The organism is Kitasatospora sp. NPDC048715, from assembly GCF_043198905.1.
GTDB lineage: Bacteria > Actinomycetota > Actinomycetes > Streptomycetales > Streptomycetaceae > Kitasatospora > Kitasatospora lactacystinica.
In genome coordinates this window covers 189,205-215,780 of record NZ_JBICVH010000005.1, presented here as the reverse complement: position 1 = coordinate 215,780, position 26,576 = coordinate 189,205, and the positions used below count along the sequence as shown (strand labels likewise).

Here is a 26,576-nt window from a genome sequence, read left to right as displayed (position 1 = left end):
TCCGCTGCTCGCTCTCCGCCGACCGCCCCGAGGCGTCCCTCATCGGCGCCCCCTTCACCCGACCCATCCCCTGACGAGGACTCCCCATGACTCCGACTCCGCCGAGCCGCCGGAAGGCCGCCGGGCCGAGCAACCACTTCACCCCCCTGGCGGGCCGCACCACCCCGCGGCCGGCGGTGGCCGCTCCGCAGGGGCAGCTGCCGCCGACCGGAACGACGCAGGTGTTCCCGGCCGGTGAACGGGTGACCGCCGACGGCGGGTCCACCGGAGAGCGCCACGGCCCGATGCCGCGATCGGAGCGGCGATGACAGCCCCCGCCGGGATCACCCTCGGGGTCGTGCTCGACAGCCTGGGAACCGACCTCCTACGGCCGCTCGCACTGCCGCGAGGACGGGCCGTCACCGTCGGGGCGCCCACGATCCATGACACCGACGCCCCCGGGACAGGGCTGACCGACGCGATCGTCCTGGTACCCGGCCGACTGACCGCCGACGTCCTGGAGTGGGCAGCCGAGCACCACGCCAAGGCGGTGGTCGTGCGAGCCGGCACCACGGACACGGCAGCGCTGACACAGGCGGCCGAACGGACCGGAGTGGCGCTCCTGGAGCGCAGCGCCGAGATCTCCTGGGGGCAGCTCTACACCCTGATCGACGCGCTGCGCGCGATCACGAGCCCGGTGTTCGAGCCGAACAGGCACCGGTCCACCGACCTGTTCGCCCTCGCCAACGACATCGCCGTGCGCGCCGGCGGCGCGGTGGCGATCGAGGACCTGTCCATGCGCGTGCTGGCCTACTCCACGGTCCCGGGCCAACTGGTCGACGACCCGCGTCGTGACGGCATCCTCGGCCGCCGGGTGCCGGACCACCCGACCCACGCCGAGGAGTACGCCGCCGTCCTGCGCTCCGACACCGCGGTCTGGAGCTACGAGCCGAAGGAGTACCGGCCACGCCTCGCCATCGCCATCCGGGACGGTGGCGAGGCGCTGGGCACCATCTGGGTGCTCCAGGGCGACGAGCCCCTGACGGAGGAGGCGGCGGACGTCCTCGCCGAGGGCGCGCGGCTGGCCGCGCCCCACCTGGCCCGGGTCAGCCTCGCGGCGGACGCCGAACGCCGGCAACGAGCCGAGCGCCTGGGCTGGCTGCTCCGCGGCCTGGGAGCGACCCGGGAACTCGCCGATTCGTTCGGGATACGCTTCGACGCCCCGGCGACCGTGCTGGTGATCGGCCGCATCGGCGACCCGGCCGGTCACGCGCGAGGCGTCTCGCCGGACTCCGCCGCCGAATACGTCGGCGACCTGCTGCGGATGGGACTCTCCGCCTACCGGCTGGGAGCCGCCGCCGGAGCGCTGGACGGTCAGGCCGTGGCGGTGGTCGACACGGCGTCCGACGCGCCCGTGATCCAGCTGATCATCGCGACGGTGCTGGCCCGGGCGAGCGACACCCTGGGCGGCGGCTGGCGGGCGGGGATCAGCCGCACCCTCCCCGGCCCCGCCGACGTCCCGACAGGGCTGAGCCAGGCCAGGCAGGCGCTCGACGTGGTGTGCGGACCGTTCGGCAGGACGGAGATCGGACGGCACGACGAACTGGCCGCCCCGATATTCCTGCGGGACGTCCACGAGGCGCTCCGGTACCGTCCCGCCCTGCACGGGGAGCCCCTGTCGACGGTGCTCGACCACGACGCCCGGCACGGAACGGAGTACGAGAAGACACTGCGCCGCTGGATCGCCGGGCACTACGACGTGCCACGGGTCGCCGAGGCCATGACGCTGCACCCCAACACGTTGCGGCACCGGTTGCGCCGGCTCGCCGAGCTGATCGACATCGACGACCCGGACCTGCGGCTGGCACTGGCGCTGCAACTGCGGCTACGGCTGCCGGACATCGGCACGAAGGAGGCCAGGTGAACTCGGGCCCGGACACCAACGGCCCGGAGCGGCCCGCCGAGCAGACTCGTCGCACGGTCGATTCCTCTTCCGCCGGCGCGGAACGGGCGGACGTCCGAATCCGGTCGCTCCGGACCGTCCCCGAACTCCAGCAGGCCGACGCGGTGCTGCGCACCGTGTGGAACACCCCGGACACCGCCGAGCCACCGCTGGCCCTGGACGTGATGTGCGCGCTCGCCCACACCGGTGGCTACGTCGCGGCGGCGTACCTCGGGACGGCGATGGTCGGCGCGACCGCCGGATTCCGCACCGTCGGCGACAGCCTGCACTCGCACGTGGCCGGCGTGCTGCCGGGAATGCACGGGCGCGGGATCGGCGCGGCGATGAAGTCGCACCAGCGGGAGTGGGCCGCCCGTGCGGGCCTGTCGTCGATCTCGTGGACGTACGACCCGCTGATCCGCCGCAACGCCCACTTCAACCTGCGGCGGCTCGGGGCGGTCGCGGAGGCGTACCTGCCCGACTTCTACGGGCCGTTGGCCGACGGCATCAACGACGGCGACGAATCCGACCGGCTGTTCGTCAGCTGGCCGGTGCACGGGACGCCGCACGCACCGGCACCGCTGCCGGACCTGGCCGCGGCGGAACCCGTACTCGAAGCGGACGGCAACGGCGAGCCCGTACCGCGCGCCGCGACCGGCGGCGTACTGCGCTGTGTCACCCCCGTGGACGCGGAGTCCCTGCGGCGAACGGATCCGGCCGCCGCCCGGCGCTGGCGGTCCGCGATGCGCCAGGCGCTCGGCGGCGCCCTGGAGAACGGCTACCGGATCGACGGGTTCGACCGGTCCGGCTGGTACGTCCTGCGACGGAAGGAAACATCGGAATGAAGCTGCAGCAGGTGGAGTTGCGCGAGGTGGCCCTGCCCCTGGTCGCGCCGTTCCGCACCGCACTGGGAACCCAGGAACACCGGAACTCGCTGCTGGTCAAGGTCACCACGGCCGACGGAGCCGTCGGCTGGGGCGAGTGCGTGGCCGACGACGATCCGACGTACAGCGCCGAGTACCTGGCCGGGGCCCGGCAAGTGGTGCGTGAGTTCCTGCTGCCCCGGTTGTCCCGGGCCCCCGGGCTGACCGCGGCACTGGTCCCCGAGCTGCTCCGGCCGGTCAGAGGCAATCCGATGGCCAGGACGGCCGTCGAGATGGCGGTACTGGACGCCGAACTGCGGACCGCCGGCATCAGCCTCGCCCAGTACTTCGGGGCGACGCGCACCGAGCTCGCGGTCGGCGTGTCCGTCGGCATCACGGACACCGTCGACGAGCTGATCAGCGCCGTCGACGGCTACCTCCGCGCGGGCTACGCCCGGATCAAGCTGAAGATCGAACCGGGCTGGGACATCGAGCCGCTGCGAGCGGTCCGGGAGACCTTCGGCCCGGACATCGCCCTGCAGGTGGACGCCAACACCGCCTACGGTCCGGCGGACCAGCCCCACCTGCGCAGGCTCGACGCCTACGGGCTGACACTGATCGAGCAGCCGTTCGCCCCCGACGACCTGCTCTCGCACACCCGGCTGGCGGCCCGCATGGACACCCCGATCTGCCTGGACGAGTCGATCACCTCCGCCCGGGACGCGGCCACCGCCATCCGGCAGGAGGCGTGCTCGATCGTGAACATCAAGCCCGGCCGGGTCGGCGGGTACCTGGAAGCCCGCCGGATCCACGACCTGTGCCTGGCGAACGGCGTACCGGTGTGGTGCGGCGGCATGCTGGAGACCGGGCTGGGGCGGGCGGCCAACCTGGCGCTGGCCGCGCTCCCGGGCTTCACCCTGCCCGGCGACATCTCGGCCTCGGCCCGCTACTACACCCGCGACATCACCGACCCCTTCGTCCTCCACGACGGCCGTCTGACCGTCCCCACCGGCCCGGGGATCGGCATCGTCCCCGACCCCGACGCCCTGCAAGCCGCCACCACCTCCACGGAACTCCTCACCGTCTGACCAGTCGCAGGGCCTCGGGCACCGCCGTGCGGGCCCGGGTCCGTCGGAGCCCGGGCCTGCGAGATCGCCCAACGGCTGTACCTGAGCCCGGCCACGGTCTCCTACCACCTGCAGATCCTCCACCGGGCCGGGCTCGTGACCCGCACCCGACGGTCCCGACACGTTCTCTACCAGCGGCGCGGGGGGAGCGGAGTAGAGGGGGGCACAAAGGAAGCGGGCCCTGGTCCACCACGTCCGTCGCGAGCAGCGCGGTGCCCGGGTCGCCCCGCCCCGCTGCCCGCCCGGATCGAACGCAGCCTGCCGCTCCTCGCCGCCGCCTGCGGGTACCTTGGCATCATGCTCGGCGTCGGCGACCTTCCCGACCCCTCCCGGCGGGGAGGCTTCCCGCGCATCCTCACCGAGGGAGGCGTGCTGCTGCTCGGCGGCGTCGACCTCGCCCTGCTCCAGCGGGCCGAGGGGACGGTCGGCCGCATGACCGAACACCCCACCAACCACGGAAGGGGTATCCGGTGGGCACCGTGATGGGCGAGGTGACACCGCTCGCGCTGGGAATCGCGCTGTCTCCGTTTCCGGTCGTTCCCGCGATCCTGCTGCTGTTCACGCCGCGGCCCAGACCCACCGCCGCGGCCTTCCTGACCGGCTGGACGGCCGGAATCCTCGCGGCGGCGTCCGCGCTCGCCGCGCTCGCCGCCGTCGTCGAGGCCCGCGAGGAGACCCCCACCTGGGCCTCGTGGACCAAAGTGGGCCTCGGCGCGGTCCTCCTGCTCCTCGCCGCCCGGCAGTGGCGCTCCCGAGGGGACAAGGCGACCCCGGCCTGGATGAGGGCCCTGACGGACGCCACCCCGGCCAAGGCCCTGCGGCTGGGGCTGCTGCTGTCGGCGGCCAACCCGAAGGTCGTCCTGCTCTCGGGGGCGGCGGGACTGACGATCGGCTCCGCCGAACTGGAAGCGGCCCCCACCGTCGCCGCCCTGGCAGCGTTCACCGCGATCGCCGCCCTCACCGTCGCGCTCCCCCTGCTGCTCCACATCGCCGCGGGGGAACGTGTCCTGGCCCCGTTGGGCAGAGTGCGGACGTGGCTGGAGACCCACAACAGCACCGTCACCGCACTGGTCCTGGCCGTGATCGGCGCACTCCTGATCGCCGAGGGCGCCACCGCGCTGTGACCGGACCACCGCCCCGCACGGGCGGACGGCGGCACTCGCCCGGCGGGTTGCCGCGCCCGGCCGGGCCCCGCCGCGCGAGGATCACTCCGGCGACGATCCGCCGTACCGACCCGAAGGGCCGTACGGACTCGCGCGCCGAGCTGCCCCGGCGTCCCTCGCCGAGGCCGCACCACCGCCGCACCCCGGAGGGCCAAACGACACGGATCAACCGCGAGACCGTTCTCAGGACGGCGACCTTCTGGCTCCGCCCGGCGTTCGCGCTGCGCGTGGTCAGCCGCTTCCAGCGACTCGTGGGCTTCGACCGCTCCATGGCCCTGGCCTCCGCCGCGCTCACCGCCCTGGTGCCACTGGCCATCGTGTGCGGAGCCCTCGTCGTCCGCCTCGGCGGCAAGGACGTCGCCCAGCGCGTCATCGACCGCTACGGCCTCACCGGGGGCGGCGCCGAAGCCGTGCGAGACATGCTCTCCGCGTCCAACGACTGGGGCGCCACGGGGCTCTTCGGGATCGCCTTCCTCCTCGTCTCGGTGCTGAGCTTCGCGCGGGCCGCCCAGCGGCTGTTCGAACAGGACTGGGAGCTGGAACCGCTGAGCGTCCGCAACACCGTGAACGGCCTCAAATGGATCGCGCTGCTCGCCGGGTACGCCGCGCTGAGCAGCTGGGTCCACGCCACCCTCGACCGCGGGCCGCTGGGACTGGTGGCGGACGTCGTGGAGGCACCGCTGACAGCGGCCTTCCTCATCTGGGGCGGCCGGCTGCTGTCCGCGGGCCGGATCCCCCGGCTCGACCTCGTGCCGTTCGCGTGCATCGCGGCGGTCCTGCTGTCCGGCTACTCCCTGGCCATGGGCGTCTACCTGCCGCGCCTCGTCAACGCCTCCACGGACCGCTACGGCGCGATCGGGGCGGTCTTCGCCATGCTCTCCGCCCTGTTCGGGGCCATGCTCGCCACCGTGGCCTCGGCGGCGCTCGGCCGGGAGGTGCGGGACGAACTCGACAGGATCGGACGCGGCGAACGCCCGCCGGACGACGAGGTCCGCCAGCAGTGGGACACGGTGCTGCGGCTGGCGCGGTCGCGCTGGCAGACCACGCGCGGCCACGGCCTCCTGGGGCGACTGCCCCGGAGACACTGAGCGCCTGGTGCCCCTCGCCCCGGGCGGGCGAGGGGCGTTGCGGGGTCGGGCCGGTCAGGAGCCTCGGTTACCTCTCGACCATGAAGGAGCGGGGGTGCGAGTTGAACCTGACCGAACGGCCGGCGGGGACGTTGAACAGCAGGCTGGTGCAGTCCTCCCGCCAGTAGAAGCGGACCGCGCTGTCTGTCGCGTTGTTCACGCCCGACAACGGCCCCTGCGCCTCCCTCGGCACTTCGTAGCAGCCTGCGGGCGGGTCGACGTACGGCACGCCCGGGCCAAGGCCCGACCCGTCAGGGAAGATCACGTTGTAGAACGTCAAGGTGCCCGTGGCGGCCTGGGCGGACGTGGGGACGGCTACGGCCAACGTCCCTGCAGCGATGAGAGTGCCGAGCGTTGTGACGAGTCGTCGCATGATGAGACCTCCTGTGCGCAGGGGTGCCGGGCGCATTCCGCGATCACTGCCAAACGTAATGGGATGTGCGCGAATCGTCACCGGCGTGAAGAGGTGCGAACGGCGCGAAGGCTGCTGCTGCGGCTGCGCAAGGGCTCGTGCGGCGGGCGGCCACCGGGCTTCGACGAGCAGCGGTACTTCTGCCAGGTGGACTCAGGCATTGTTGTTTTCCGTTTCCTTCCTGGCTGGGGGCCTTTGCCTTCGCGGTGCCGTGGTTGCGCCCCTCGCCCTGGGTGGGCGAGGGGCGTTGCGGGGTTGGGGCGGTCAGGCGTGGTGGTCGAATTCGCCGGCTTTGAGGCCGTGGAGGAGGGTGGCGAGGGTGGTGGGGGTGGTGCGGAGGATGAGGTGGCCCTCGTCGGACTCGCGGAGTTCGATCGCCCCGGTGGTCGAACGGATCTCCACGCACGCGTTGTTTGCGCCGGAGTAGCTGGACTTCTGCCAGGTGGACTCAGGCATTGTTGTCTTCCGCTTCTCGACTTGCGCCCCTCGCCCGGGGTGGGCGAGGGGCGCTGCGGGGTTGGGGCGGTTAGGCGTGGTGGTCGAATTCGCCGGCTTTGAGGCCGTGGAGGAGGGTAGCGAGGGTGGTGGGGGTGGTGCGGAGGATGGTCTGCCCCTCGTCGGACTCGCGGAGTTCGATCGCCCCGGCGACCGTGCGGACCTCCACGCAGTTCTCGACGTTGCCGCTGAAGGAGGACTTCTGCCACTCGGTGTCCGTCATATCGGGCCTTTCATAGGTTCTGTGCGATCTTGTGGATCAAGTTGCGAGAGTCGGTTTCGCCGAGTGCCGAGGCTTCGGTGCGATCGAAGATGTAGCGGTAGCTGTTCAGCTCGCTGACGGCATCGAGGTATTCGGGTCCTTGGGAGGACTCTCGTTCGACCGTGTCGAGTTCAGGGACGGCGCCGAAGGAGTAGGTGAGGTTCTCGGCAGCTCCAGGGAAGGTTTCGACGTCGAAGGGTACGACTCGGACGGTCAGCCAGGGCAACTCGGAGTCTTCGAGCAGAGAGGAGAGCTGCTCCTTGAGGGTTGGAGTGCCACCGAACCGTGTCCAAAGGACTGACTCGTAGATGAAGAACGTCGTCGGCTTCGGGTTGCGGCGCAGGTCTGCCTTGCGTTGCATTCTGAACGCCGTACGCGCTTCCACCTCATGCCGAGGCAGGGGAGGGAAGACGCGCCCAAAGACGGCCGATGCGTAGCTGAGGGTCTGACAAGGTCCGGGCATGTGCGTGAGGAGCCACAGTTTGAGTCCGTGGGAGGTCTTTTCCAGCTCCGCGTTCTCAAGGACGCCATCGGGGACCGTACCCCGATACTCCTCCCACCAGCCCTTGGACCGGTCCAGGACTATGGTTTCCAGCGCGTCGACCAGAGGTTCGTTCATGCACTTGCAGGCAGCAGCGAAGGAGCGGAGCCGGTCAGGGCTCACGCCGACCTTGGCTGCTTCGATCTGGCTGACCTGAGTCCGGTCGATACCGAGAGCTCTGCTCAGGTTGGAAGTCGAGAGTCCGGCAGCCTCGCGCATCTTTCGGAGTTCGGTCCCGATGCGGAGTTGGCGAAGCGTCGGGTGTGCTCGTGGCGGCATTGGCACCTTCCTGGCCCGGTGTGGACCAAGTCTGCCGCGCTGTTGTGCGCAGGGTCCACCTGGGGGTGAATCTATCCGGAACTGGGATCACATGTGATTCCGATGGAGTATGGTCGATCTCACATCGATCCGACGGATCGTCAGTAACGCCTGCTAGCAAGCACCGCAGAGCAGCCAAGCCCTTCTCCACCGGCCTGGCTCACGGCGACACATGTTCCGCCGGTTCCTCCCTCACTCACGCCTCGGGAGAACTCCCATGCGTCACATCAACACCCCCACCATTGCCATCGCCCGTCAGACCCTCCACAACAGCATGACCCGCGTCGGCTGGTCCCCCTCCGTCATCTCCGACGCGCAGCTCGCCCTCTGCGAGCTGCTCGTCAACGCCTGGCGGCACGGGGACACCCCCGCCCCGCTCGTCGAGATCATCTCCATCAACGGCTCCCTGCGGGTCTCCGTCACGGACGGGAGCCCGATCCTCCCCGCGACCCCGCCGCTCTCCCTGCTCGCCGAGTCCGGCCGGGGCCTGCAGTTGGTCGAGGGCCTCACCCACCGCTGGGGCGTCGACCCCCACGAGCGTGCCAAATCCGTCTGGTTCGAGCTGGACGGCGCCGCGTGATGGCCCGCCGTCACCCGATGCTGCCGACCGACCCCCGGATCCGGCACTACACCGACGCCCACATCAGCACGCTCCTCGCCGAAGTCCAGGACCGGGGGCGGAAGTTCGGCCTGATCTTCCCCTCGGCCGGCACCGACCGGACCATCGACGGCCGCGTCCTCGTCCGCTTCAACACCGCGCCGGCCTCGACGCTGTTGAACCTCCTCGTCCTTCTCCTCGACGCGGAGCGGGACTTCTCGTGAGGTTCCTGATCGGGACGGCCTTCGCCGTCCTCCTCGCCGTCGCGGTCTCCATCGTGGCCCTGGGCGTCGTCAACGCCCTCCGCACGACCCCGCCCGACGAGGACGCCTGACCCCGCCGGCCCCCGCCGCCCACGCGCCGGGGGCTGCGGCACTGCTCCGGGCCCCGAAACGTCCACCGGATGGGCGATTCGTCGGGAAACGCCGGACAAGGCGGCATCGGACGCCGGAAGACCGAATGGCTTGCCCCGAGCGAATGATCCTCTTCATCAGGAAGGCTTGCGATGCCATCGAACGTGCCGGACTTCAGGACCCTGCTCCGGGAGACGAAGAAGTCGGCCGTGCATCTGGAGATGCGCGATCAGTACAGCGTCGCCGACGAAGCCGACCAGTTCGCCGCATGGAAGGCCGGGCACCGGTACTCCCTGGAGAACCGGGACGAGTGGTGGCATCCGTTCCACGACTTCGTGATGGAGACCATTGCCCGCGGAGTGACCGTCCGGCGTGCCCGGATCGTGTCCGAGCCCGTCACCGAGTACATCCGCTACGAGCACTCCCACACGTTCACCAACATCGCGGCCGGTGAGCAGATCCGGTGGCTGCCCCGGAGCCGGGCGCTGGACCTTGCGCTGCCGGGGGCCGACTTCTGGCTGTTCGACCGCCGGATCGTGCGGTTCAACCTGTTCACCGGTGACGGCGAGTGGGCTGATCCCCGGAACGTGATGACGCAGGAGCCGGCCACCGTGGAACTGTGCACGAAGGCCTTCGAGGCCGTCTGGGAACGGGCGGTACCCCACATGGAGTACCGTCCCGCCTGATCGGTAGTCGGCCATGGCCAGCTCGGCCATCTTCGAGAGTCCAGTGCCCCCGCCAGCGCCTCGCTGACCGGCTCGGCGGATTCTGTCGCGGCAGGAGATCGGGCCGGCGGTCGCTGCGTGCGGCGGGAGTCTTGACGGCGGTCGTTCAGCGGGGAATTGTCGAGCAAGTCAGAGCAATCCACTGGCAAGAGGGGGCCGGCGTGGCACTACGGTTGATCGGGATTGACCCCAACACGGGGGACGACGAGTGCCCGACCGTCTGGTACGACGACGAAGCTGACGAGATCGTCGTGCAGGGCTGGAAGGCCGCCGAGAAGCTGCGCGCCAAGTGTCTGGAGACCGGCAGCATCCCCGATTCGGAGGATGTGGTCCGGCTGCCGGCGCGGATGGTGCCGATTTTGAGGAAGGCGTGCGATGCCGCCGAAGGTACCGACGTTCGCTGAGCAACTGGCCGCCGCCCGCTCCAGCGCAGTCCACTTGGAGATGCGCGACTCCTACAGTGTGGCCAAGGAGACCGGGCCCTTCGCGGCGTGGCGGGACGGCTTCCGCCACGACCCTGACGACCGTACGTCCTGGTGGCGCCCGTGGCTGACGCTGATCGAGGAGACCGTCGCCCGGGGCGTCGAGGTCCGGCGCGTGCGGATCGTGTCCGAGCCGGTGTCGGAGTACATCAGGTTCGAGTACTTCGGCACCTTCACCAACATCGCCGCGGGCGAGCAGATCCGGTGGCTGCCCCGGCGGCAGGCCTCGCACATCGCCTTGCCGGGCAATGACTTCTGGCTGTTCGACAGCGAGTCGGTGCGGTTCAACCACTTCACCGGTGATGGGGAGTCCGCCGGGCCGTCGTTCAGCGACGACCCGGCGGTGGCCCTGCTGTGCGCCACCGCGTTCGAGGCGGCCTGGGAACGGGCCGTGCCGCACGAGAACTACACAGTCTGACCACGTCAAGACCAGCCACGGCAGCATGATGTCGATCTCCCCGTCATCCAGCGTCCAGGCCGCCCGCAGGGCCCTCGCCGCACGCCTTGGCGAGCTGATGCGCGACGCCGGGCTGAAGGGTGGGGAACTGTCGGCCCGCTGCGGTTGGCACCCGGCCAAGACCTCTCGCATCCTCAACGCCAAGGTCGCCCCGTCGGACTCCGATATCCGCGCCTGGTGCGAGGCCTGCGGAGTCGACGACCAGGCGCCCGACCTGATTGCCTCCAACCGGGCGGTGGACTCCCTGTACGTCGAGTGGCGACGCATCACCCGTACGGGCCTGCGCCAGGCGCAGGAAGCCCGGGTGCCGCTCTACACCCGCACCCGCCATTTCCGCGCCTACTCCTCCCGGGTCGTCCCCGGCGTCCTGCAGACGCGGGAGTACGCAGACGCCCTGCTGCGCACCGTGGCCGATGTCCGTCATACCCCGGACGACGTGGAGGCCGCAGTCGAGGCCCGGCTCGCCCGTTCCAGAATCGTCCTCGAGGGAGGGCGCCGCTTCGTCGCGGTCATCGAGGAGTCCGTCCTGCGATACCGGATCGGCGACGACGAGGTGATGGCCAGCCAACTCGGCCACCTGCTGCGGGCCATGTCGATGCCGTCGGTGTCGCTGGGCATCATCCCGTTCACGGCCGCCCGCACCATGTGGCCGACGGAGACCTTCAACCTCTTCGACGATCGGCAGGCGGGGGTGGAGCTGTTGTCGGCCCAGGTCACCGTGACCGCACCCAGCGACCTCGCCCTCTACGCGCGGACGTTCGCCCGCTTCGCCGGGTTGGCTGTGCACGGCAGCGCGGCCCGTGAGCTGATCACCGCCGCGATCGACACGCTGAGGTGAAGCGGCCGCAAGTTTTTGCAACTTCCTTGAGTGTCAGAGGGGTTGGTCCGTAGCTTTCACAGGGCCGCCGGGCAGTGCCCGGCGCCACCAGGTGCCCCAACAGCAGTCGGAGGAACCATGGCAACCGCAGTTGCGCCCACCGACCCGACCGTCGGACCGCTCCGGAACGTGCGCGACCACATCCCCGCCGATCTGTGGGAAAAGCAGATCGGCCTGCTGATGCGCGACTACCCGTACGACTCCGTCATGGCCGCCCGCGTCCTCGGCCAGGGCTACGCCTACCTGCTGACCGCGATGGCCCACCGTGGCGAGCGCCTGAGCCTCGGCCCCAGCGCGCTGGTGGACATCGGCGTCCACACGATCATCCTGGACACCGTCGCCTACGCCGAGCTGTGCCGGACCCACAACGACGGTTACTTCCTGCACCACGTGCCGGCCGTCGAGTTCAAGGACGACGGTACGGTGCTGCGCACCGCCCGGCTCATCGCGGCTGACAGCTGGGACGTGGACCTGCCGTTGTGGGCCGACGCCGCCAACTGCAGCCCCTGCCACCCCGGCAACGACTCGCACTGACCGGCCGGCTGCGGTGGTCCCGGCCCGGCCGGGGCCACCGCCACGCGGACGGGTGGTCTTCGCCCGAATCCCTGCGCCCGGGCGCGCCGGGCACCAGGATGGCCCGGGTGACGACCACCTCACCCGCCCAGGCCGCCATGCCGGACCTCTGGCACCACTACGGCCGCACCCGCGCCGACGCGGACCGGGCCGTCCCCGGCTCCTTCCGCTGGGTCTGGGCCCAGGACGGCGGGCCGGGGAGCGAGGTGCTGGGCGACGTCACCGGCCTCGTACTGGCCGACCTCGGCGCGGGCGCCGCCCGACACGCCGCCCACCTCGTCGCCCACCACGCCCCGGCCCGGGTCGACGCCATCGACGCCTCTCCCGCCCAGCACGCGATGGCCTGCGACCTCTACGGTCACCTCGCGCCGCGCCTGCATCCTCTGCGCGCCGGCGTGGTCGAGCACTTGGAGGCGCACCCGGATGCGTACGACGTCCTCTACTCCGTCTTCGGCGGCCTCGACTTCGCCGACCCCCGCCGGCTGCTGCCCGCCGCTGCCCGCGCCCTGCGTCCCGGCGGGCTGTTCGCCGCCTCCACCCTGGGTCACTACCTCGGCGGAGCGCCCGCCGAGCCGGACGTCCGGCACGCCGACATCCCGGCCCGCACCCCGGACGGCACTGCGACGACGATGCGTCGCTGGGTCCTCCAGGAGCACGTCTGGACGAAGTTGCTGGACGAGGCCGGGTTCACCGCGATCAGCATCGATCGGCTCCCCCCTGCCACTTCGGGCGCACGCTCGGCCGACACCCTGCTCGTCAGGGCCTACACGCTCCAGAAAGGCCGTGACACATGAGCACATCGGCTGAACTCCGCGCCTCTCTGGCCGACAGGCTCACCGGGAACGGTGCGCTGACCGAACACGAGTGGGAGAGCGCCGCGAGGGCCGTTCCACGGGAACTCTTCGTCGGAACCCACTTCGCCCCGGTCACCGGCAGCGTTCCGACCAGCTACCGGTCCGTCCGCGAGGGCGAGCCCGGATGGCTGGAGGGGATCTACGACGACCGGACGCTGGTCACCCAACTCGACGGCCGCATCGGGCCCGAGGACACGGCCGGGGAAGCCGTGACCGGTATCCCGTCCTCGTCGTCCACCCTCCCGTCCGTGGTGTTGCGCATGTGGCAGCAACTCGACGCCGAGGCCGGGCACCGGGTGCTGGAGATCGGCACCGGGACCGGATACTCGACCGCCCTCGGCGCCCACCGCCTCGGGGACGCCAACCTCACCAGCATCGAGTACGACCCCCTGGTCGCCGCGGCAGCCGCGGCAGCGATCAGGACCGCGGGATTCTCCCCTCGGCTGATCGTCGGAGACGGGCTGCGCGGCGACCCGGACGGGGGCCGGTACGACCGGCTCATCGCCACCTGTTCGGTTCGGTACATCCCCCTCCCATGGCTCCACCAGGTCAAGCCCGGCGGTCGAATCCTGGTCACCCTCTCCGGGTGGAGCAGTGCGAACGCCCTCGCGCTGCTCGACGTCACCGGACCCGGCGAGGCCACCGGCCGGTTCCTCACCGACCAGACCAGCTTCATGATCGCCCGCCCGCACGACCGGCCGCCCCGTCCAACGCTGGACCTGCTGCCCGGCGACGAGTCCCCGACCCTCATCGACCCGGCGACACTCGACAGCTGGACGGGCGGCTGGGTGGCCCAACTCGCCGCGCCCGCAGCCGTCCGCACGGGTGTGGGGGCCCGGCAGATCCTCTGGGACCTGTCCACCGGATCGCAGGCACGGACGGCACCCGGCCCCGGCGGCGGGTGGACCGTGACGCAGCGCGGGCCCGTCCGCCTGTGGGACCGGGTCGAGCGCGCGGTCCAGTGCTGGCAGGCGGCCGGTGAGCCGCACCAGGACGGTTTCGGGATCACCGTGTCGGCGGCCGCACAGCGCGTCTGGCTCGGCACCGAGGACGGACCGGGCTGGGACCTTCCTGTCTGAGCCGGGTGCGAGGTACGAGAGGACCCGGCGCTACTTCACGTTCAAGGCTCACGAAGCCATCGCGGCTACGTGGCTCGACTTCTACAACAGGTGAGATCCCTTGGCCATCACGGCAGACCACATCAGCACCACGCTCACGGCGTACCTCTCCCGCTTCCCCGAGGACGAGGCGAACCTCGCCGTCGCCCTGGAACTGCTGGCCTCCGGCGGCGACGCGGACGTGACCAGCCGGAAGGAGTTCCGGGGCCACGTCACCGCCGGGGCCCTCCTGGCCAACGACAAGCGGGAGGTTCTGTTCATCCACCACCGTGTCCTGGACACGTGGGTCCCCCCGGGCGGGCACCTGGAGCCCGAGGACACCACCCTGGTCGGCGCGGCCCTGCGCGAACTGACCGAGGAGACCGGTGTCGGCGCCGAGGGGCTCGCCGCCGACGGTCCCCTTCACATCGACGTGCACACCATCCCGGAGAACCCCGCCAAGGGCGAACCGGAGCACCGGCACATCGACGTGCGGTTCCTCTTCCGGACCGGCGGCGCGGTGCCGGTCACCCTGCAGGAGGAAGAGGTCACCGGGTACGCCTGGCGGCCCGTCGAGGGCATCGCCGACGAGACCCTGCGGGCCCGAGTCCTGGCCGCGCTGTAGCGCTCGGTCGCCCCGCCCGCCCGCACCCCGTGCGGACGGGCGGGACCTCAACTGCCGTCGACTCGCACTGAGCGGCCGGCTGCGGTGGTCGCGGCCCGGCCGGGGCCACCGCCACGCGGACGGGTGGTCTTCGCCCGGGCCCCTGGACCCTGTGCCCGGCCCGGCCGGGGTGCCGGACACCCCGTGGCGCAGGAAGTCGGCCGGTCCGACTTCCTGCGCCGAACCCGTGACGTGGGCTACGCGCTGCCGCCCCTGCCGCGCAGGAGGTCCGCGATGCGTGCGTCGACCTGCTCGCGGTCGTAGCCGCGCCACCTGATCGGGAAATCTGGCCGCGGCGGCGGTGAACCGGCTTCGGACAGGGCGCTGAGATAGCGGTCGACCTCAGGGCGGTCGTAGCCGCGCCGCACCAGGTCGAAGCCGCGGAACTCCGGTGATGTCGACACCTTGCGGGTCCTCCGATCCGGCCTGCCCGAGGCAGGCCACTGGGGTCGAGCCCGGTCCGCAGGGCCCACCGGACCGGTTGGCGCGTGAAAGGCGTCAGGCTTCTTGATCTTGTCATATGGATTGCGTCGGGAGCCGCGGGACGGAGAATTCCGCTGCCTAGCATCCAACTTCTCCGAGAAGAAGGATGGTTCCGACGTACAACCCCTGTCCCGCCTGAAACGCGCCCTGGCCTGCGGGGTCGCCGCGGTCGCCGTGGTCTCCGGCCTGACCGCGCAGGCCCAGGCCGCGCCTGCGGCAGCCCCCGCGGCGGCCCCCGTGGACAAGACCTGCGGGACCCCGGCCTCGCCGGGCGGCGGCAACTGCATGACCGCGCTGATCAACTCCGCCTTCGACACGATCAGGCTCATGCACAACGCCGCCAACCTCAACAAGCTGGACAACGCGGAGTTCATCCGGAGCACCGCGACGAAGTTGAGTGCGAAGCTCCCGGGATTCAACGTCATGGTGTTCAAGACCGTGGGTACCGACCTGTACGACACCGAGTGGTTCAGGAACGAGTACAAGGCCGACATGAAGGGGGTGCTGCTCGACACCACCTACAAGCTCAACCACTTCATGGACAAGGAGAAGAAGGAACCGTCCGGCTACGACGTGTTCCGGATCTGGGTCTTCCAGGGGGACTCGACCTTCCGCAACCGGGGCGACGGCGGCTACCTGAACTGGGCGTTCACCGGCAACGACGGCGACACCGTCAAGAAGCAGCCGTGGACCTGCCGGTCCGGCGCCGCGCGGCCCTACAAGTGCGACGGTGACGTGCGCACCGTCCACTTCCCCGCCCGGTCCGGCTACGGCACCAGGACCGGCAGCCTGACCCCCGAAAGGACGGCGGGCCGCCACCCGGCGAGGAGGCCGGCACGGACCGTGGCAGGGCTGTTGCACACGAAGTGACGCGGCTCACTGCCGTCCGGCGCGGGGCGTGATCGACTCGGCCGATGCGCCAGCCCTCCATGCCCCGACCTTCGCTGATGGTCCGTCACTTCGCCGCCGCCGGCGCCGCCCTGCTGCTCGCGGGCTGCGGCACCGCGGTCTCCGGCGGCACCGCGACGACCGCGGCCTCCGGCGGCGGGCCGGAGGCCTCCGGCAGCCCCGGGTCGTGCGGCACCCCGCTGCCGGGCGCGCCCGGCGCGGCGCAGCCGACGGCGCTCGCCCAGGGCGGGGTGCGGATCACCGCCGTCGGCCGCACCTGCTTCGAGTACGAGGTGACCAACTCGAACAGCGAACCCTACGACTACACCGTGGTGTTCAACGGCCCCGATCCGAGCCGCGGCGCGGCGGTGTTCGGCAGTCCCGGGTCGGGCGGGGGAGGGAGCCTCACCCGGACCGTCACCGGGCTCGCCCCCGGCGCCACCGAGAAGGGGCGGATCGACCTGGCCGCGCCCGGCCCGACCGGGTCGGGCTCCCGTCCGGGCGCGCCCACCCCGGGACAGCCCGACAACCCCCGCCCGCCGAAGCCGGAGCTCCTCAAGGTCCGCAGCGTGCCCACCGCCGAGGCGCCCGGCGCCGGCGGCCCCTGCCCGCCCTCCGGCCTGCGGCTGTACGCCGACGAGGGCGACGCCGCCATGGGCCTGCGCGTGGTCGGCCTGCACCTGCGCAACTGCGGCACCGCCGTCGTCACCCTCGACGGCTACCCGCAGGTGCAGCCGCTCGACCTCGACCACAAGCCCCTCGACGGCGTGCGGATCCTGCGCGGCGGCGCCGAGATCGCCTCCGGCACCGGCGCCGACGACCCGCCGCGGAAGATCGCCCTGCGCCCGGGAGAGGGCGCCCGCACCACCCTGGTGTGGCGCAACACCACCGAGGCCGGTGCCGGGGAACCGCTCAACGCCCCCTACGCGCGGGTGCGCGCCACCCCCGACGCGGCCCCCGTCACGGTCGTCCCGGAACTCGACCTCGGCACCACCGGACGCCTCGGCGCCGGCGCCTGGACCAGGGAGGACACGAACGACACGCCGTCACCGCGCCCGGCACCGTGACCGCACTGTGATCGAACCGTCGTCAAGCGCCGCAATCAAGATCACTACGGTACGGCGGTATGTTCCCCACCGATCCTGACCAGCGGCCCGACGACTCCTCGCCCCGCCCCCAGCGGGTCTGGCCGCGCAACCTCGCGTTCGCCCTCGCCGCCGCCGCGGTGACCGTCGGCGCCTTCACCCTGCTGCGGCCCTCCGGCGAGGAGGGCGGGGGATCGGCGGCCCCGTCCGCTGCCCCGGCCGTTTCCGAGTCACCGGCCCCGTCCGCGTCGGCGACGGCGTCCGCGTCCGCGTCTGCGTCCGTTTCCGTCACGGCTTCCGCCGCCGCGGCCCGGGCCTCCGCCACCCCGGACGCCTCCCTGCTGCCGCTCGACCAGCTGTTCCCCGCCCAGGTGACGGCGGCCGGCGGCGAGGTCTACACCAGGGTCGGATCGACCGTCATGAAGTCCTGCGTCGAACCGGACTCGGTCGGCCCGCGGCTGATCGGGATGATCCGCGCGTCCAAGGGCTGCCTGGGCGAGCAGATCGCCCTGTACACCGACAGCGCCAAGAACCAGTACAACCTGGCCGTCTTCACCATGGCCGACCCCAAGGACACCGTCCACCTGGTCACCACCCTCAGCATGGCCTTCGACGACTACCAGGTCGGCGCCCAGGCCCCGCCGCCCGCCTCGGGTCTGACCACCCTGCCCCCGGACAGCGGCATGGTGCAGGCGTTCTCCGGCGCCGGCCGGGCCATGGTCGCGGGCCTGGGCCAGTGGGCCGACGGCCGTGCCGGTGACTACCAGACCCTCGTCGACAAGCACCTGAGCCCGCTGCAGAAGGCGGTCGCCCAGGCCGTCTTCGCCCACGAGTCCGGCCGCTGAGTCGCTGAGTCGCTGAGTCGCTGAGTCCGATGACCGGCCGAGCCCGCCGAGCCCGCCGAGCCCCGCCGAGCCCGCCGAGTCCGGCCGGCCGTCCGGTCGGGCCGGGCGGTGCGGGACCCGGCGGCCCGGCACGCTCCCCCGTGGCGTGCCGGGCCGCCGGCGCGGAACGGAACTCGACGTTCCGCTGCGCGGTGTCCCTCAGGGAGGATGCCAGGGCGTCACCCCCGCCGTGTTGGCGCTGAGTGGACAGTCCTTGGCATTGCGTGCACTGATCCGGGATTCCCGCCCGCTCGTGCGCACCTGGTGCTCACGATGCGGGGTTTTCGCGCCCGTGGGCCCGGTCCGTACGGGCCGCGCCGCCCGTACGGCTGCCCTTGCCCGTACGGCTACCCGCCGACGGCCCCGATCCCGTTCCCGCTTCCGGCCCCGCTCCCGGTCCCGCCCTCGCCACCGCCCCCGGTCAGGGCGCGGTGGCGGTGCTCGCGGGGGGAGAGGCCGTACGCGGCCTTGAAGGCGCGGCTGAACTCGGCGGCGCGGGGCAGGCCGCAGCGGGTGGCGACGGCGTGGACGGGCAGGGCGCGCAGCGCGGGGTCGGCCAGTTCGCGGCGGGCCCGCTCCAGCCGGCGGCGGCGGATGAAGGCGGCGACGGTCTCGCCGCCGGACTCCCGGCCGAAGAGGCGGTGCAGGTAGCTGACGGAGATGTGGTGGGCGGCGGCGATCACGGCGGGCGTCAGCTCGGGGTCGTGCAGGTTGCGTCCGATGAAGGCCCGGACGTGCTCGACCAGGGCCCGCTGCCGGCTGTCGTCGGGCACGGCGGCCTCGGCGTCCACCTCCCGGGCGAGCCAGGCGGCCACCAGGTCGACCACGACGCCGCCCAGGCGGGGGGCGTCGGCGGGGCCCAGGAGGGCGGCCTGCCGGTCGAGGTTGAGCAGGAAGTCCGAGAGCAGCGCGCAGGTGCCCTCCCGGGAGGAGAAGCCGCGGCCCAGCAGGTCCTCCAGCCGGTGCGGCGGCACCGGCAGTAGGGCGGAGGGGAAGTCGACGCCGACGGCCTCGATCCGCAGGTCCCCGGGGGAGCGGGCGGCGCGGGAGCCGAAGGCCCGCAGGTCGAACGGGTGGGAGCTGTCGAGCATGTGCAGGTTGCCGGGCCCGAAGGTCTCGGTGCGCCCGGTGTCGCGGGTCAGGGTGAAGCCGCCGTCGAGCAGCAGGGTGAGGTGGAACACCTCCGGGTCCGAGCGCCGCACCCGGCGCGCGGTGCGGTGGAAGCGGGTCGGCTGGAAGGAGCTGCGCAGGAGGGTCACCGGGCCCAGCTCCAGGCGCCGCATCTCCGCCCGGAAGTCGTCGCAGTGGACGCTGGTCACCTCGCTGTCCCGGGTGCGGCTGACCAACTCCCGCCAGCAGTCGAACCGTTCCGTCACGGGTACGCCCTCGCTGCGGAACACGCTCTGCGTGCTCGTGGCCACTGTCCGCCCTTTCCTTCCGGGGTCCGTCCCCTTCCTGCCCGGCCGGGCTCCCCTCCCCACCAGGTGTCACCGGCTCCTTGCAGCCGGTGACACCGAAACCTACAAGGTCGGGCCCGGTGGCCTCCGCCCGGCCCCCGGTCCGGCGGCCGGCCGCGGGAATCCCGGTGAACCGGCCGCCGCCCGCATCCCGTTGCCATGGACGCAGGGGTCGAGAGGCCCCGCTCCCACCGCACGACGGCGGGCGGGCCCCGGGTCCGTACGGCCGTCCACGACACCGTGCCGCGGCCGGTCAGGAACCGCGCCGCAGCAGAAACGAGGGGAACGATGAGGAACACCGGAACGGTCAAGCGAACCCTGTCCCTGGTCGGCGCCGCCCTGGCACTGGCCTCGGTCACCGGACTGACGACCGCCACCAGCGCCTCCGCCGACGTCAACAGCGAGTGGAACTGCTCGCGCAACCCGAGCGGCTGGGACCACATGAACTGGGGCAACTGCCTGCTGCCCGGCGACTCGCTCGTCTCCGGCAACGGCGACTACCGGCTGCTCTACCAGAACGACGGCAACCTCGTGGAGTACGACACCAACACCGGCTACGCGCTGTGGGCCAGCGGCACCAACAGCGGCGGCCCGGGCAAGGTGATCATGCAGTACGACGGCAACTTCGTCGTCTACGACACCTTCAAGAAGGCCAAGTGGTGGTCCGGCACCGCCCTCGGCTGCAACCCCAGCGCCAACTGGGCGCGCATGCAGAACGACGGCAACTTCGTCGTCTACCGCCCGCACGACAACAACAGCCCCTGGGTGCCGGTCTGGTCCTCGTACAACGGCCGCGTCGGCACCTGCTGACACCCGTACGCCCCGGACGCTTCGTACGCCCTGCACGCCCCGTACGCCCTGCCGGCGGCGGCCGGACCCGCGGCCGCCGGACGGTCAGTTCGCGTCCGGGGCGCCCAGGGCGAGGGTGAAACTGAACCGGTCCCCGCGGTAGAGGGTGCGCACCTGCTCCAGCGGGCGCCCCGCCGCGTCCAGGCTGCGGCGGTGCAGCAGCAGCATCGGCAGCGCCGGCGGGGTGCCGATCAGCAGGGCCTCGCGCGGGCTGGCCAGCACCGTCTCGATCCGCTCGTCGGCGGCGCCGAGCCGCACCCCCTGCTCGCGCAGATAGCCGTAGAAGGACCCCTCGGGGTCGAAGTCCCCTGCCAGCGCGGGTACCCGGGCGACGGGCACGTACGTGGACTCCAGTCCGACGCGCTCCTCGTCCGCGCGCAGCACCCGCTCCAGGTGCCACAGCGGCTCGCCCTCGGGGACCTCCAGCAGCCGGGCCATCGCCGCGTCGGCGGGCAGCCGGTCCAGGGCGATCAGGGTGCGGCCCGGGCGCAGGCCCTGGCGCGAGACGCCCTCGGTGTAGCTGCTCAGGGACAGCGGCTGCTCGATCTTCGGCCCGGCCACGACCGTGCCCCGGCCCTGCCGCCGCAACCGGCCCTCCAGCAGCAGCTCGCGCAGCGCCTGGCGCACCGTCGCCCGCGCGACCCCGTGACGCTGCGCCAGATCGACCTCGGTGGGCAGCCGCCCGCCCGGGCCCAGCTCGGCGATCAGCTCCTCCAGGCGGGCCTTGACCAGGTAGTACTTGGGCACCCGGCCGTGCTCGGGGACGCCGGCGCGGGCGGGCTCGGGGACGGCCCTGGGGATGGGGTGGTTCACCGCGCAAGCCTATCGAGCGCCGTCCGGGCCGGGCGGGCACCCCGGGGTGAGGGATCACGGAAGCATAACGGGTCTGGTCTGAATTTCTGCGGTTGTTCATACAACCGTGGATTCGCGGAGGGCCCGTCCTCGCCCGCCCGGCCCATCCTCACTTCCGGTGCAACTGCACCGTGCTGCCGACCAGTTGGGAGTCATCCGTTGCGCACCCCGCGCTCCACCCGCACCGCAGCCCTGGCCGTCACCCTCGCCGCCGCCACCACCGTCGCCGGGCTGATCGTGCCGACCGCCACCGCCACCGCCGCCACTGCCGCGACCGCCGCGACCGCCGCGACCGCCGCCACTGCCGCGACCGCCGCGACCGCCACCGCCACCGCCGGCGGTCCGTACCAGGGCCTGCCGAACGGCACCAAGCAGGCCAAGACCCTCGTCATCGGCGTCGACGGCACCCGCTACGACAAGCTGCTCACCGCCGACGCCCCCAACCTCAAGGCCCTGATGGCCGGCGGCATGACCGCCACCGGCGACCTCTACGCCAACCCGCTGGCCCCCACCCTCTCCGGCCCCGGCTGGTCGACCATCGCCACCGGCGTGTGGCCAGACAAGCACCAGGTGAAGGACAACAGCTTCACCGGCTCCCGCTTCGACCTGTACCCCGACTTCGCCACCCGCCTGGAGAACGCCGACCCCGCCAACTCCACCCTGGTGATCGGCTCCTGGAACCCGATCGCCGGCAACGTCTTCAACGGCCGTGCCGACCTGCGCCTGCAGGAGAGCGAGAACGACACGAAGACCGCCGCCGACGCCGTCGACCACCTCTCCCACGGCAACCCCGACGCCACCTTCCTGCACTTCGACCAGGTCGACGAGGCCGGCCACAACCACGGCGGCGCCAGCCCCGAGTACGCGGCCGCCCTCCACTCCGCCGACGCCCTGGTCGGCCAGGTCCTCCAGGCCGTCAGGTCCCGCCCCACGTACGCCTCGGAGGACTGGCTGATCCTCGTCACCACCGACCACGGCCACACCGACGCCGGCGGCCACGGCGGCAACAGCGCCAACGAGCGCCAGACCTTCCTGATCGCCGGCGGCACCGGCTACGCCCCCGGCATGCGCCGCTACGACGTCAAGCCGGTCGACATCGCCCCCACCGTCCTCAAGCACGAGGGCGTCCCCGTCGACCCCGCCTGGCAGCTCGACGGCCGCCCGATCGACGAGATCGTCCCCGACGCCTTCGACGCGCTGCGCCCGGGCCTGCAGGCCCGCGCCGACGAGAGCGGCATCCCGGCCGCGGTCAAGGGCTGGACCCACACCCCGCCGGCCGGCTGGAGCATCGACAACTCCCGCATGCCCACCGGCGGCGTCACCGAGTGGCGCGGCTGGACCTTCGCCACCGACGAGTTCTGGACCGCCGCCCAGCTCGGCCAGTCCCGCGAGACCAATGTGCGCGCCCGCAACGTCTTCGCCGTCGCCGACTCCGACGAGTGGGACGACAAGGCGCACGGCGCCGGCCAGTTCGACTCCACCCTGGTCAGCCCGGCCTACCCGGTCTCCGGCGCGAGCCGCGGCGTGCTGTCCTTCGCGACGAACTACAAGATCGACGGGCCGCAGACCGGTGACGTCTACGTGGTCTTCGACAACGGCGCCCCGCAGCCGGTGAAGTCCTACCGCAGCGACCTCAACACCGTCGAGAACCTCCCCGTCGCCGTCCCCGCCGGCGCCACCACCGCCCGCTTCCAGTTCCGCTACACCGGTACGAACAGCGCCTTCTGGACCGTCGACCAGGTCGCCTTCACGGCTTCCTGAGCCGGACGGCGCGCGGGCGGGGGAGGGGCGCCGGGCCCCGCCCCCGCCCGCGGCCGTGCTGGCCCGCCCCTGCCCGTCGCCCGGGCCCGCTGTCGCCCGTCGCCCCGGCCCGCTGCTGCCCCGGGGCGGCCCACCCCTTGCATTGCAGCGCGCGTGCAACTATTGTTCCTGCATGTAAGGCGCGTCTGCATCGATCACTCGGTGCAGGCGCAACCCCCGGCGGGCACCCCCTTCCCACGGGCCCCCGCCCGCTCCGCAAAGGCACTGACATGTCCCTCAAGGAACTCCTCCCCGGCACGCTCGGCTTCGGCACCGCCCCCCTCGGCAACATGTTCCGCGCGATCCCCGACGCCGAGGCCCTGGCCACCGTCGAAGCGGCCTGGGGGCACGGCATCCGCTACTACGACACCGCCCCCTTCTACGGCGCCGGCCTCTCCGAGCAGCGCCTGGGCGAGGTCCTCTCCGCCAAGCCCCGCGACGCCTACGTGCTGTCCACCAAGGTCGGCCGCGTCATCCTCGACGAACCGGAGGAGGGCGACCGCGACCTCGGCGAGAAGGGCGGCCTGTTCGAGCACGGCAACCCCAACAAGATGCTCCACGTGTGGACCGCCGAGGCCACCGAACGCTCCATCGAGGACAGCCTGAAGCGCCTGCGCACCGACCGCCTGGACATCGTCTGGGTCCACGACATCGCTCAGGACTTCCACGGCGACCAGTGGCTGGCCAAGTTCGAGGAGGCCCGCACCGGCGCCTTCCGCGTCCTGTCCCGCCTGCGCGACGAGGGCGTCATCAAGGCCTGGGGCCTGGGCGTCAACAAGGCCGAGCCCATCGAGCTCACCCTCGCCCTCGACGAGCCCAAGCCCGACGGCTTCCTCCTGGCCGGCCGCTACACCCTGCTCGATCACGAGTACGCGCTGCAGCGCCTGCTCCCGATGGCCCAGGAGCAGGGCGTCGACATGGTCGTCGGCGGCCCCTACAGCTCCGGCATCCTCGCCGGCGGAGCCCACTTCGAGTACCAGGCCGCCCCGGCGCACATCATCGAGAAGGTCGCCCGCCTCAAGGCCGTCGCCGCCCGGCACGGCGTGTCCGTCAAGGCCGCCGCCCTGCAGTTCTCCCTCGCCCACCCGGTGACCGCCGCCGTCGTCCCCGGCGCCACCAGGCCCAGCCGCATCGCCGAGGACCTCGCCGCGCTGAACGAGACCGTCCCGGCGGCGTTCTGGCAGGAACTGCGCGCCGCCGGCCTGGTCGGCCCGGCCGCCCCGCTGCCCAACGGCGCCTGAACCCCGCCCCTCACCCCCACCCCTCGCCCCGCCGCAGTACAGGAGAAACGATCATGGCCTCCACCTCCGTCAGCCGCATCGTCCCCGCCCCGCCCGACCAGGTCTGGAACCTCATCGGCGGCTTCGACGCCCTGCCCGACTGGCTCCCCTACATCCCCGAGAGCACCACGTCCGAAGGCGGCCGCGTCCGCAGCCTGAAGAACCCCGAGGGCGAGGTCATCGTCGAGCGCCTCGTGGACTTCAACGAGACCGAGCGGCAGTACAGCTACGCCATCCTCCGGGCCCCCTTCCCGGTCACCGGCTACGTCTCGACCCTGCGCGTCCACGCCGTCCCCGGCCGTGACGACATCGCCGAGGTCCAGTGGTCCGGCCGCTTCAACCCCGACAACGCCACCGAACAGGAGGTCGTCGACCTGTTCGCCGGCATCTACGCCGAGGGCCTCGACGCCCTCGCCAAGACCCTCGCCCAGGCCCTCGCGGGCTGAGCCGGGCGCCGCGGCCCCGCGCCGGCGCCGTCATGCACCGCATGGTCGATCTCGCCCTCCCGCACACCGGGATCCCGCCGGCGCCGTGATCCGGCGTCCGCCCGTGCGGCGAGGGTGCCGGTGTCGGTGCTGGTCAGGGCTCCTCGGCGCTGTATAGCCTGACGGGGCGTCGGGCCGGACCGGGAAACGGAAGTTCGATGACGAACTCCCTCGGCGGCGGAAGCGGCACCTTTCCGGTGTCGAACAGTGCGCGGACAGGCGAGCCGCGCGGCCGGAAGGGGCAGTGGCGTGGACTACGGACTGATGTCGTTCGGATCGGCCCTCGGGGAGCCCGTCGCCGTCGCGGACGTGGCGTCGGAGTACACCAAGGACGTCGAACGCGTCCTGGCGTACGGCTACCGCACCGTCCACCGCAGCCCGGCCGGGGTCGGGCTCACCGACCTGGCCGTCGACGCCGCCCGGGCGGCCCTGGACGAAGCGGGCACCGACCCCGCCGAGCTGGACCTGGTGGTCCTCGCGATCACCGACATCCCCGAGTACCTGTACTGGGACGCGGCCGCGAGCCTCCAGGACCGGCTGGGCGCCCGCCGTGCCGAGGCGGTCCTCGTCGGCCAGGGCTGCGTCAGCGGCATCACCTGCTTCGACCTGCTCGCCGGCCGCTTCGCCACTCACCCCGAGTACCAGCGGGCGCTGGTGGTCGGGGCGAACCGGACGTGCGAGCCGTACTGGAACCGGATGCACACCAACTCGCTGCTGTTCTCCGACGGCGCCGGCGCCGCGGTGGCCGGGCGCGGCCACCCCGAACTGCGCTGGCGGGCCAGCGAGACGATCAGCGACGGCCGCTACGCCGACCTGTTCCGGATGGACCAGGGCGGGGCGGCCGATCCCTTCCGCGGCGGTCGGACGCCCCCGCCGGCCCGCGACGCCTGGGGCCTGATGGAGTTCTTCGACTACGACGCCGAGCGCTTCCAGGAGTTCGCCGGCCTGATGGGCGAGCGGGTGCACGAGGTGGTGGCCCGGGCCTGCAAGCGGATCGGCGCGTCCGTCCCGGACCTGGCCAGGGTGGTGCTGCTCAACGACAACCTCGGCACGCTGACGAAGCTGGCCGACCGGCTCGGCGTCCCGGTGGAGCGCACCAACCTCGAAATCTCCCTGGAGCGGGGCCACTTCGGGGCCGCGGACCACCTCCTCGACCTCCATCACCACCGCGCGTCCGGGCACTTCGGCGACGGCGACCTGATCGCCCTGGCCGGCATGGGGCGCGGCATGCACTGGAGCTGCACCCTCCTGGAGTGCTGACGAAGGAGAGCCGCCGGGCCGTCGGCCCGGAGCGGTCACGAACTGACGTGAACAGCCGGAAGGTTGGCCGTGCACACAGGCTGTTGCGGGTGGCCGAACCGTCCCTATACTGCCGTTGCCCGTCGACCAGAACCGGCCACGGGCATCCGCTGCCGCGCCCGGTCAGGGCGGCCGGCCCGGCCCGTACGAGGGAGAACCGATCATGGTCAAGCACTACCTCAAGTACGCCTTCAGCACCCTCACCGCCGCCATGTTCCTCCACATGGTCTGACCTGATCGGGGCCTGATCCGATCGACCCCGGCCGGGGCCGGGTGGCGTACCGTCCGACCCTGGCCTGGGGAGC

At 72.1% G+C, this 26,576-nt stretch carries 33 protein-coding genes and 1 pseudogene; 27 read left to right on the top strand and 7 right to left on the bottom strand.

The window, feature by feature from the left end; translation table 11 throughout:
- Positions 1-86 precede the first annotated feature (86 nt).
- The 8 genes and pseudogenes from ACGFSC_RS11900 (at position 87) to ACGFSC_RS11865 (ending at position 6,162) form a co-directional block, all read left to right on the top strand.
- Positions 87-308, top strand: coding sequence for a hypothetical protein (locus ACGFSC_RS11900; protein WP_359906180.1), 222 nt, complete (start codon positions 87-89; stop codon positions 306-308).
- Entirely contained in the window at positions 305-1,903 is a 1,599-nt protein-coding gene (locus ACGFSC_RS11895) for a helix-turn-helix domain-containing protein (protein WP_359906183.1), read from the top strand. Before ACGFSC_RS11900 ends, ACGFSC_RS11895 begins: the two co-directional genes overlap by 4 nt.
- The gene (locus tag ACGFSC_RS11890) at positions 1,900-2,766 is read left to right on the top strand and encodes a GNAT family N-acetyltransferase (RefSeq protein ID WP_359906186.1); all 867 of its coding nucleotides are present in this window, start codon (positions 1,900-1,902) and stop codon (positions 2,764-2,766) included. The genes ACGFSC_RS11895 and ACGFSC_RS11890 overlap by 4 nt, the downstream gene beginning before the upstream one ends.
- The gene (menC, locus tag ACGFSC_RS11885) at positions 2,763-3,872 is read left to right on the top strand and encodes an o-succinylbenzoate synthase (protein WP_359906189.1); all 1,110 of its coding nucleotides are present in this window, start codon (positions 2,763-2,765) and stop codon (positions 3,870-3,872) included. The genes ACGFSC_RS11890 and menC overlap by 4 nt, the downstream gene beginning before the upstream one ends.
- Positions 3,873-3,935: 63 nt before the next feature.
- Positions 3,936-4,001, top strand: a pseudogene (locus ACGFSC_RS11880) (hypothetical protein); the annotation flags it as partial.
- 207 nt (positions 4,002-4,208) lie between these two features.
- Complete coding sequence (locus ACGFSC_RS11875; RefSeq protein WP_359906192.1) at positions 4,209-4,394, top strand: hypothetical protein; 186 nt, start codon at positions 4,209-4,211, stop codon at positions 4,392-4,394.
- A complete protein-coding gene (locus ACGFSC_RS11870; protein WP_359906195.1) occupies positions 4,382-5,035 on the top strand; it encodes a GAP family protein in 654 nt (217 codons plus the stop codon). The genes ACGFSC_RS11875 and ACGFSC_RS11870 overlap by 13 nt, the downstream gene beginning before the upstream one ends.
- A gap of 266 nt (positions 5,036-5,301) precedes the next feature.
- Positions 5,302-6,162, top strand: coding sequence for a YhjD/YihY/BrkB family envelope integrity protein (locus ACGFSC_RS11865; protein ID WP_359906198.1), 861 nt, complete (start codon positions 5,302-5,304; stop codon positions 6,160-6,162).
- A gap of 67 nt (positions 6,163-6,229) precedes the next feature.
- On the opposite strand, the gene ACGFSC_RS11860 is transcribed toward ACGFSC_RS11865, so the two are convergent.
- From ACGFSC_RS11860 to ACGFSC_RS11845, 4 genes are all read right to left on the bottom strand, one after another.
- On the bottom strand, positions 6,230-6,574 hold the full coding sequence (locus ACGFSC_RS11860; RefSeq protein ID WP_359906200.1) for a hypothetical protein: 345 nt from the start codon (positions 6,572-6,574) through the stop codon (positions 6,230-6,232).
- Positions 6,575-6,877: 303 nt separating this feature from the next.
- A complete protein-coding gene (locus ACGFSC_RS11855) occupies positions 6,878-7,069 on the bottom strand; it encodes a DUF397 domain-containing protein (protein ID WP_359906203.1) in 192 nt (63 codons plus the stop codon).
- A 70-nt stretch (positions 7,070-7,139) separates the two neighbouring features.
- Positions 7,140-7,331 carry a DUF397 domain-containing protein gene (locus ACGFSC_RS11850; protein WP_359906206.1) on the bottom strand — a complete coding sequence of 64 codons (192 nt, stop codon included), beginning with the start codon at positions 7,329-7,331 and terminating at the stop codon, positions 7,140-7,142.
- Between the two features lie 10 nt (positions 7,332-7,341).
- Complete coding sequence (locus ACGFSC_RS11845) at positions 7,342-8,190, bottom strand: helix-turn-helix transcriptional regulator (RefSeq protein ID WP_359906209.1); 849 nt, start codon at positions 8,188-8,190, stop codon at positions 7,342-7,344.
- 256 nt (positions 8,191-8,446) lie between these two features.
- Between ACGFSC_RS11845 and ACGFSC_RS11840 the strand changes: the two genes are divergently transcribed.
- The 10 genes from ACGFSC_RS11840 (at position 8,447) to ACGFSC_RS11795 (ending at position 14,870) form a co-directional block, all read left to right on the top strand.
- Positions 8,447-8,809 (top strand): ATP-binding protein, encoded by a 363-nt coding sequence (locus ACGFSC_RS11840; protein ID WP_359906212.1) that lies wholly within the window; start codon positions 8,447-8,449, stop codon positions 8,807-8,809.
- Positions 8,809-9,051, top strand: a complete 243-nt coding sequence (locus ACGFSC_RS11835; RefSeq protein WP_359906215.1) for a hypothetical protein — start codon at positions 8,809-8,811, stop codon at positions 9,049-9,051. Before ACGFSC_RS11840 ends, ACGFSC_RS11835 begins: the two co-directional genes overlap by 1 nt.
- 281 nt (positions 9,052-9,332) lie before the next feature.
- Complete coding sequence (locus tag ACGFSC_RS11830; RefSeq protein WP_359906218.1) at positions 9,333-9,866, top strand: DUF6879 family protein; 534 nt, start codon at positions 9,333-9,335, stop codon at positions 9,864-9,866.
- A 200-nt stretch (positions 9,867-10,066) separates the two neighbouring features.
- On the top strand, positions 10,067-10,309 hold the full coding sequence (locus tag ACGFSC_RS11825; RefSeq protein WP_359906221.1) for a hypothetical protein: 243 nt from the start codon (positions 10,067-10,069) through the stop codon (positions 10,307-10,309).
- A complete protein-coding gene (locus ACGFSC_RS11820) occupies positions 10,281-10,805 on the top strand; it encodes a DUF6879 family protein (RefSeq protein ID WP_359906224.1) in 525 nt (174 codons plus the stop codon). Before ACGFSC_RS11825 ends, ACGFSC_RS11820 begins: the two co-directional genes overlap by 29 nt.
- A 25-nt stretch (positions 10,806-10,830) precedes the next feature.
- Positions 10,831-11,682 carry a helix-turn-helix domain-containing protein gene (locus tag ACGFSC_RS11815; RefSeq protein WP_380356227.1) on the top strand — a complete coding sequence of 284 codons (852 nt, stop codon included), beginning with the start codon at positions 10,831-10,833 and terminating at the stop codon, positions 11,680-11,682.
- Between the two features lie 117 nt (positions 11,683-11,799).
- Complete coding sequence (locus ACGFSC_RS11810; protein WP_359906227.1) at positions 11,800-12,255, top strand: hypothetical protein; 456 nt, start codon at positions 11,800-11,802, stop codon at positions 12,253-12,255.
- A gap of 137 nt (positions 12,256-12,392) precedes the next feature.
- The gene (locus tag ACGFSC_RS11805; protein ID WP_359906319.1) at positions 12,393-13,088 is read left to right on the top strand and encodes a class I SAM-dependent methyltransferase; all 696 of its coding nucleotides are present in this window, start codon (positions 12,393-12,395) and stop codon (positions 13,086-13,088) included.
- A complete protein-coding gene (tgmC, locus tag ACGFSC_RS11800; protein ID WP_359906230.1) occupies positions 13,085-14,227 on the top strand; it encodes an ATP-grasp peptide maturase system methyltransferase in 1,143 nt (380 codons plus the stop codon). Before ACGFSC_RS11805 ends, tgmC begins: the two co-directional genes overlap by 4 nt.
- A gap of 100 nt (positions 14,228-14,327) precedes the next feature.
- A complete protein-coding gene (locus tag ACGFSC_RS11795; RefSeq protein ID WP_359906233.1) occupies positions 14,328-14,870 on the top strand; it encodes an NUDIX hydrolase in 543 nt (180 codons plus the stop codon).
- Between the two features lie 236 nt (positions 14,871-15,106).
- On the opposite strand, the gene ACGFSC_RS11790 is transcribed toward ACGFSC_RS11795, so the two are convergent.
- Positions 15,107-15,313 carry a hypothetical protein gene (locus tag ACGFSC_RS11790; protein WP_359906236.1) on the bottom strand — a complete coding sequence of 69 codons (207 nt, stop codon included), beginning with the start codon at positions 15,311-15,313 and terminating at the stop codon, positions 15,107-15,109.
- A 316-nt stretch (positions 15,314-15,629) separates the two neighbouring features.
- Between ACGFSC_RS11790 and ACGFSC_RS11785 the strand changes: the two genes are divergently transcribed.
- From ACGFSC_RS11785 to ACGFSC_RS11775, 3 genes are read left to right on the top strand one after another with little or no spacing between them, the layout of a single operon-like run.
- On the top strand, positions 15,630-16,262 hold the full coding sequence (locus ACGFSC_RS11785; RefSeq protein ID WP_359906238.1) for a hypothetical protein: 633 nt from the start codon (positions 15,630-15,632) through the stop codon (positions 16,260-16,262).
- 44 nt (positions 16,263-16,306) lie between these two features.
- Entirely contained in the window at positions 16,307-17,347 is a 1,041-nt protein-coding gene (locus ACGFSC_RS11780) for a DUF4232 domain-containing protein (protein ID WP_359906240.1), read from the top strand.
- A 59-nt stretch (positions 17,348-17,406) separates the two neighbouring features.
- Positions 17,407-18,210 carry a hypothetical protein gene (locus ACGFSC_RS11775; RefSeq protein ID WP_359906243.1) on the top strand — a complete coding sequence of 268 codons (804 nt, stop codon included), beginning with the start codon at positions 17,407-17,409 and terminating at the stop codon, positions 18,208-18,210.
- Positions 18,211-18,596: 386 nt separating this feature from the next.
- On the opposite strand, the gene ACGFSC_RS11770 is transcribed toward ACGFSC_RS11775, so the two are convergent.
- On the bottom strand, positions 18,597-19,670 hold the full coding sequence (locus tag ACGFSC_RS11770) for a helix-turn-helix domain-containing protein (RefSeq protein WP_359906246.1): 1,074 nt from the start codon (positions 19,668-19,670) through the stop codon (positions 18,597-18,599).
- A 324-nt stretch (positions 19,671-19,994) separates the two neighbouring features.
- Here ACGFSC_RS11770 and ACGFSC_RS11765 point away from each other — a divergent pair, with 324 nt between their 5' ends.
- Positions 19,995-20,516 carry a hypothetical protein gene (locus tag ACGFSC_RS11765; protein ID WP_359906249.1) on the top strand — a complete coding sequence of 174 codons (522 nt, stop codon included), beginning with the start codon at positions 19,995-19,997 and terminating at the stop codon, positions 20,514-20,516.
- A gap of 84 nt (positions 20,517-20,600) precedes the next feature.
- Here the strand turns inward: ACGFSC_RS11765 and ACGFSC_RS11760 are convergent, their stop codons facing one another.
- Positions 20,601-21,368, bottom strand: coding sequence for a GntR family transcriptional regulator (locus ACGFSC_RS11760; RefSeq protein ID WP_359906252.1), 768 nt, complete (start codon positions 21,366-21,368; stop codon positions 20,601-20,603).
- Between the two features lie 198 nt (positions 21,369-21,566).
- On the opposite strand from ACGFSC_RS11760, the gene ACGFSC_RS11755 reads away from it, so the two are divergent.
- From ACGFSC_RS11755 to ACGFSC_RS11735, 5 genes are all read left to right on the top strand, one after another.
- Positions 21,567-23,168 (top strand): alkaline phosphatase family protein, encoded by a 1,602-nt coding sequence (locus tag ACGFSC_RS11755; RefSeq protein WP_359906255.1) that lies wholly within the window; start codon positions 21,567-21,569, stop codon positions 23,166-23,168.
- Positions 23,169-23,437: 269 nt separating this feature from the next.
- Positions 23,438-24,448 carry an aldo/keto reductase gene (locus tag ACGFSC_RS11750; RefSeq protein ID WP_359906258.1) on the top strand — a complete coding sequence of 337 codons (1,011 nt, stop codon included), beginning with the start codon at positions 23,438-23,440 and terminating at the stop codon, positions 24,446-24,448.
- 53 nt (positions 24,449-24,501) lie between these two features.
- Positions 24,502-24,933 carry an SRPBCC family protein gene (locus ACGFSC_RS11745; protein ID WP_359906260.1) on the top strand — a complete coding sequence of 144 codons (432 nt, stop codon included), beginning with the start codon at positions 24,502-24,504 and terminating at the stop codon, positions 24,931-24,933.
- A 288-nt stretch (positions 24,934-25,221) separates the two neighbouring features.
- A complete protein-coding gene (locus tag ACGFSC_RS11740; RefSeq protein ID WP_359906263.1) occupies positions 25,222-26,232 on the top strand; it encodes a 3-oxoacyl-[acyl-carrier-protein] synthase III C-terminal domain-containing protein in 1,011 nt (336 codons plus the stop codon).
- Positions 26,233-26,347: 115 nt separating this feature from the next.
- Entirely contained in the window at positions 26,348-26,503 is a 156-nt protein-coding gene (locus ACGFSC_RS11735) for a hypothetical protein (protein WP_359906266.1), read from the top strand.
- Positions 26,504-26,576 lie beyond the last annotated feature (73 nt).

What these genes read in the sequence shown, in the direction of transcription:
- ACGFSC_RS11895 (WP_359906183.1), top strand. Translation starts at nt 305, where the DNA reads ATGACAGCCCCCGCCGGGATCACCCTCGGGGTCGTGCTCGACAGCCTG.
- ACGFSC_RS11780 (WP_359906240.1), top strand. Translation starts at nt 16,307, where the DNA reads ATGCGCCAGCCCTCCATGCCCCGACCTTCGCTGATGGTCCGTCACTTC.
- ACGFSC_RS11875 (WP_359906192.1), top strand. Translation starts at nt 4,209, where the DNA reads ATGCTCGGCGTCGGCGACCTTCCCGACCCCTCCCGGCGGGGAGGCTTC.
- ACGFSC_RS11850 (WP_359906206.1), bottom strand. Translation starts at nt 7,331, where the DNA reads ATGACGGACACCGAGTGGCAGAAGTCCTCCTTCAGCGGCAACGTCGAG.
- ACGFSC_RS11745 (WP_359906260.1), top strand. Translation starts at nt 24,502, where the DNA reads ATGGCCTCCACCTCCGTCAGCCGCATCGTCCCCGCCCCGCCCGACCAG.
- ACGFSC_RS11805 (WP_359906319.1), top strand. Translation starts at nt 12,393, where the DNA reads ATGCCGGACCTCTGGCACCACTACGGCCGCACCCGCGCCGACGCGGAC.
- ACGFSC_RS11855 (WP_359906203.1), bottom strand. Translation starts at nt 7,069, where the DNA reads ATGCCTGAGTCCACCTGGCAGAAGTCCAGCTACTCCGGCGCAAACAAC.
- ACGFSC_RS11815 (WP_380356227.1), top strand. Translation starts at nt 10,831, where the DNA reads ATGATGTCGATCTCCCCGTCATCCAGCGTCCAGGCCGCCCGCAGGGCC.
- ACGFSC_RS11820 (WP_359906224.1), top strand. Translation starts at nt 10,281, where the DNA reads ATGCCGCCGAAGGTACCGACGTTCGCTGAGCAACTGGCCGCCGCCCGC.
- ACGFSC_RS11845 (WP_359906209.1), bottom strand. Translation starts at nt 8,190, where the DNA reads ATGCCGCCACGAGCACACCCGACGCTTCGCCAACTCCGCATCGGGACC.
- ACGFSC_RS11775 (WP_359906243.1), top strand. Translation starts at nt 17,407, where the DNA reads ATGTTCCCCACCGATCCTGACCAGCGGCCCGACGACTCCTCGCCCCGC.
- ACGFSC_RS11900 (WP_359906180.1), top strand. Translation starts at nt 87, where the DNA reads ATGACTCCGACTCCGCCGAGCCGCCGGAAGGCCGCCGGGCCGAGCAAC.
- ACGFSC_RS11860 (WP_359906200.1), bottom strand. Translation starts at nt 6,574, where the DNA reads ATGCGACGACTCGTCACAACGCTCGGCACTCTCATCGCTGCAGGGACG.
- ACGFSC_RS11840 (WP_359906212.1), top strand. Translation starts at nt 8,447, where the DNA reads ATGCGTCACATCAACACCCCCACCATTGCCATCGCCCGTCAGACCCTC.
- menC (WP_359906189.1), top strand. Translation starts at nt 2,763, where the DNA reads ATGAAGCTGCAGCAGGTGGAGTTGCGCGAGGTGGCCCTGCCCCTGGTC.
- ACGFSC_RS11830 (WP_359906218.1), top strand. Translation starts at nt 9,333, where the DNA reads ATGCCATCGAACGTGCCGGACTTCAGGACCCTGCTCCGGGAGACGAAG.
- ACGFSC_RS11835 (WP_359906215.1), top strand. Translation starts at nt 8,809, where the DNA reads ATGGCCCGCCGTCACCCGATGCTGCCGACCGACCCCCGGATCCGGCAC.
- ACGFSC_RS11810 (WP_359906227.1), top strand. Translation starts at nt 11,800, where the DNA reads ATGGCAACCGCAGTTGCGCCCACCGACCCGACCGTCGGACCGCTCCGG.
- ACGFSC_RS11765 (WP_359906249.1), top strand. Translation starts at nt 19,995, where the DNA reads ATGAGGAACACCGGAACGGTCAAGCGAACCCTGTCCCTGGTCGGCGCC.
- ACGFSC_RS11750 (WP_359906258.1), top strand. Translation starts at nt 23,438, where the DNA reads ATGTCCCTCAAGGAACTCCTCCCCGGCACGCTCGGCTTCGGCACCGCC.
- tgmC (WP_359906230.1), top strand. Translation starts at nt 13,085, where the DNA reads ATGAGCACATCGGCTGAACTCCGCGCCTCTCTGGCCGACAGGCTCACC.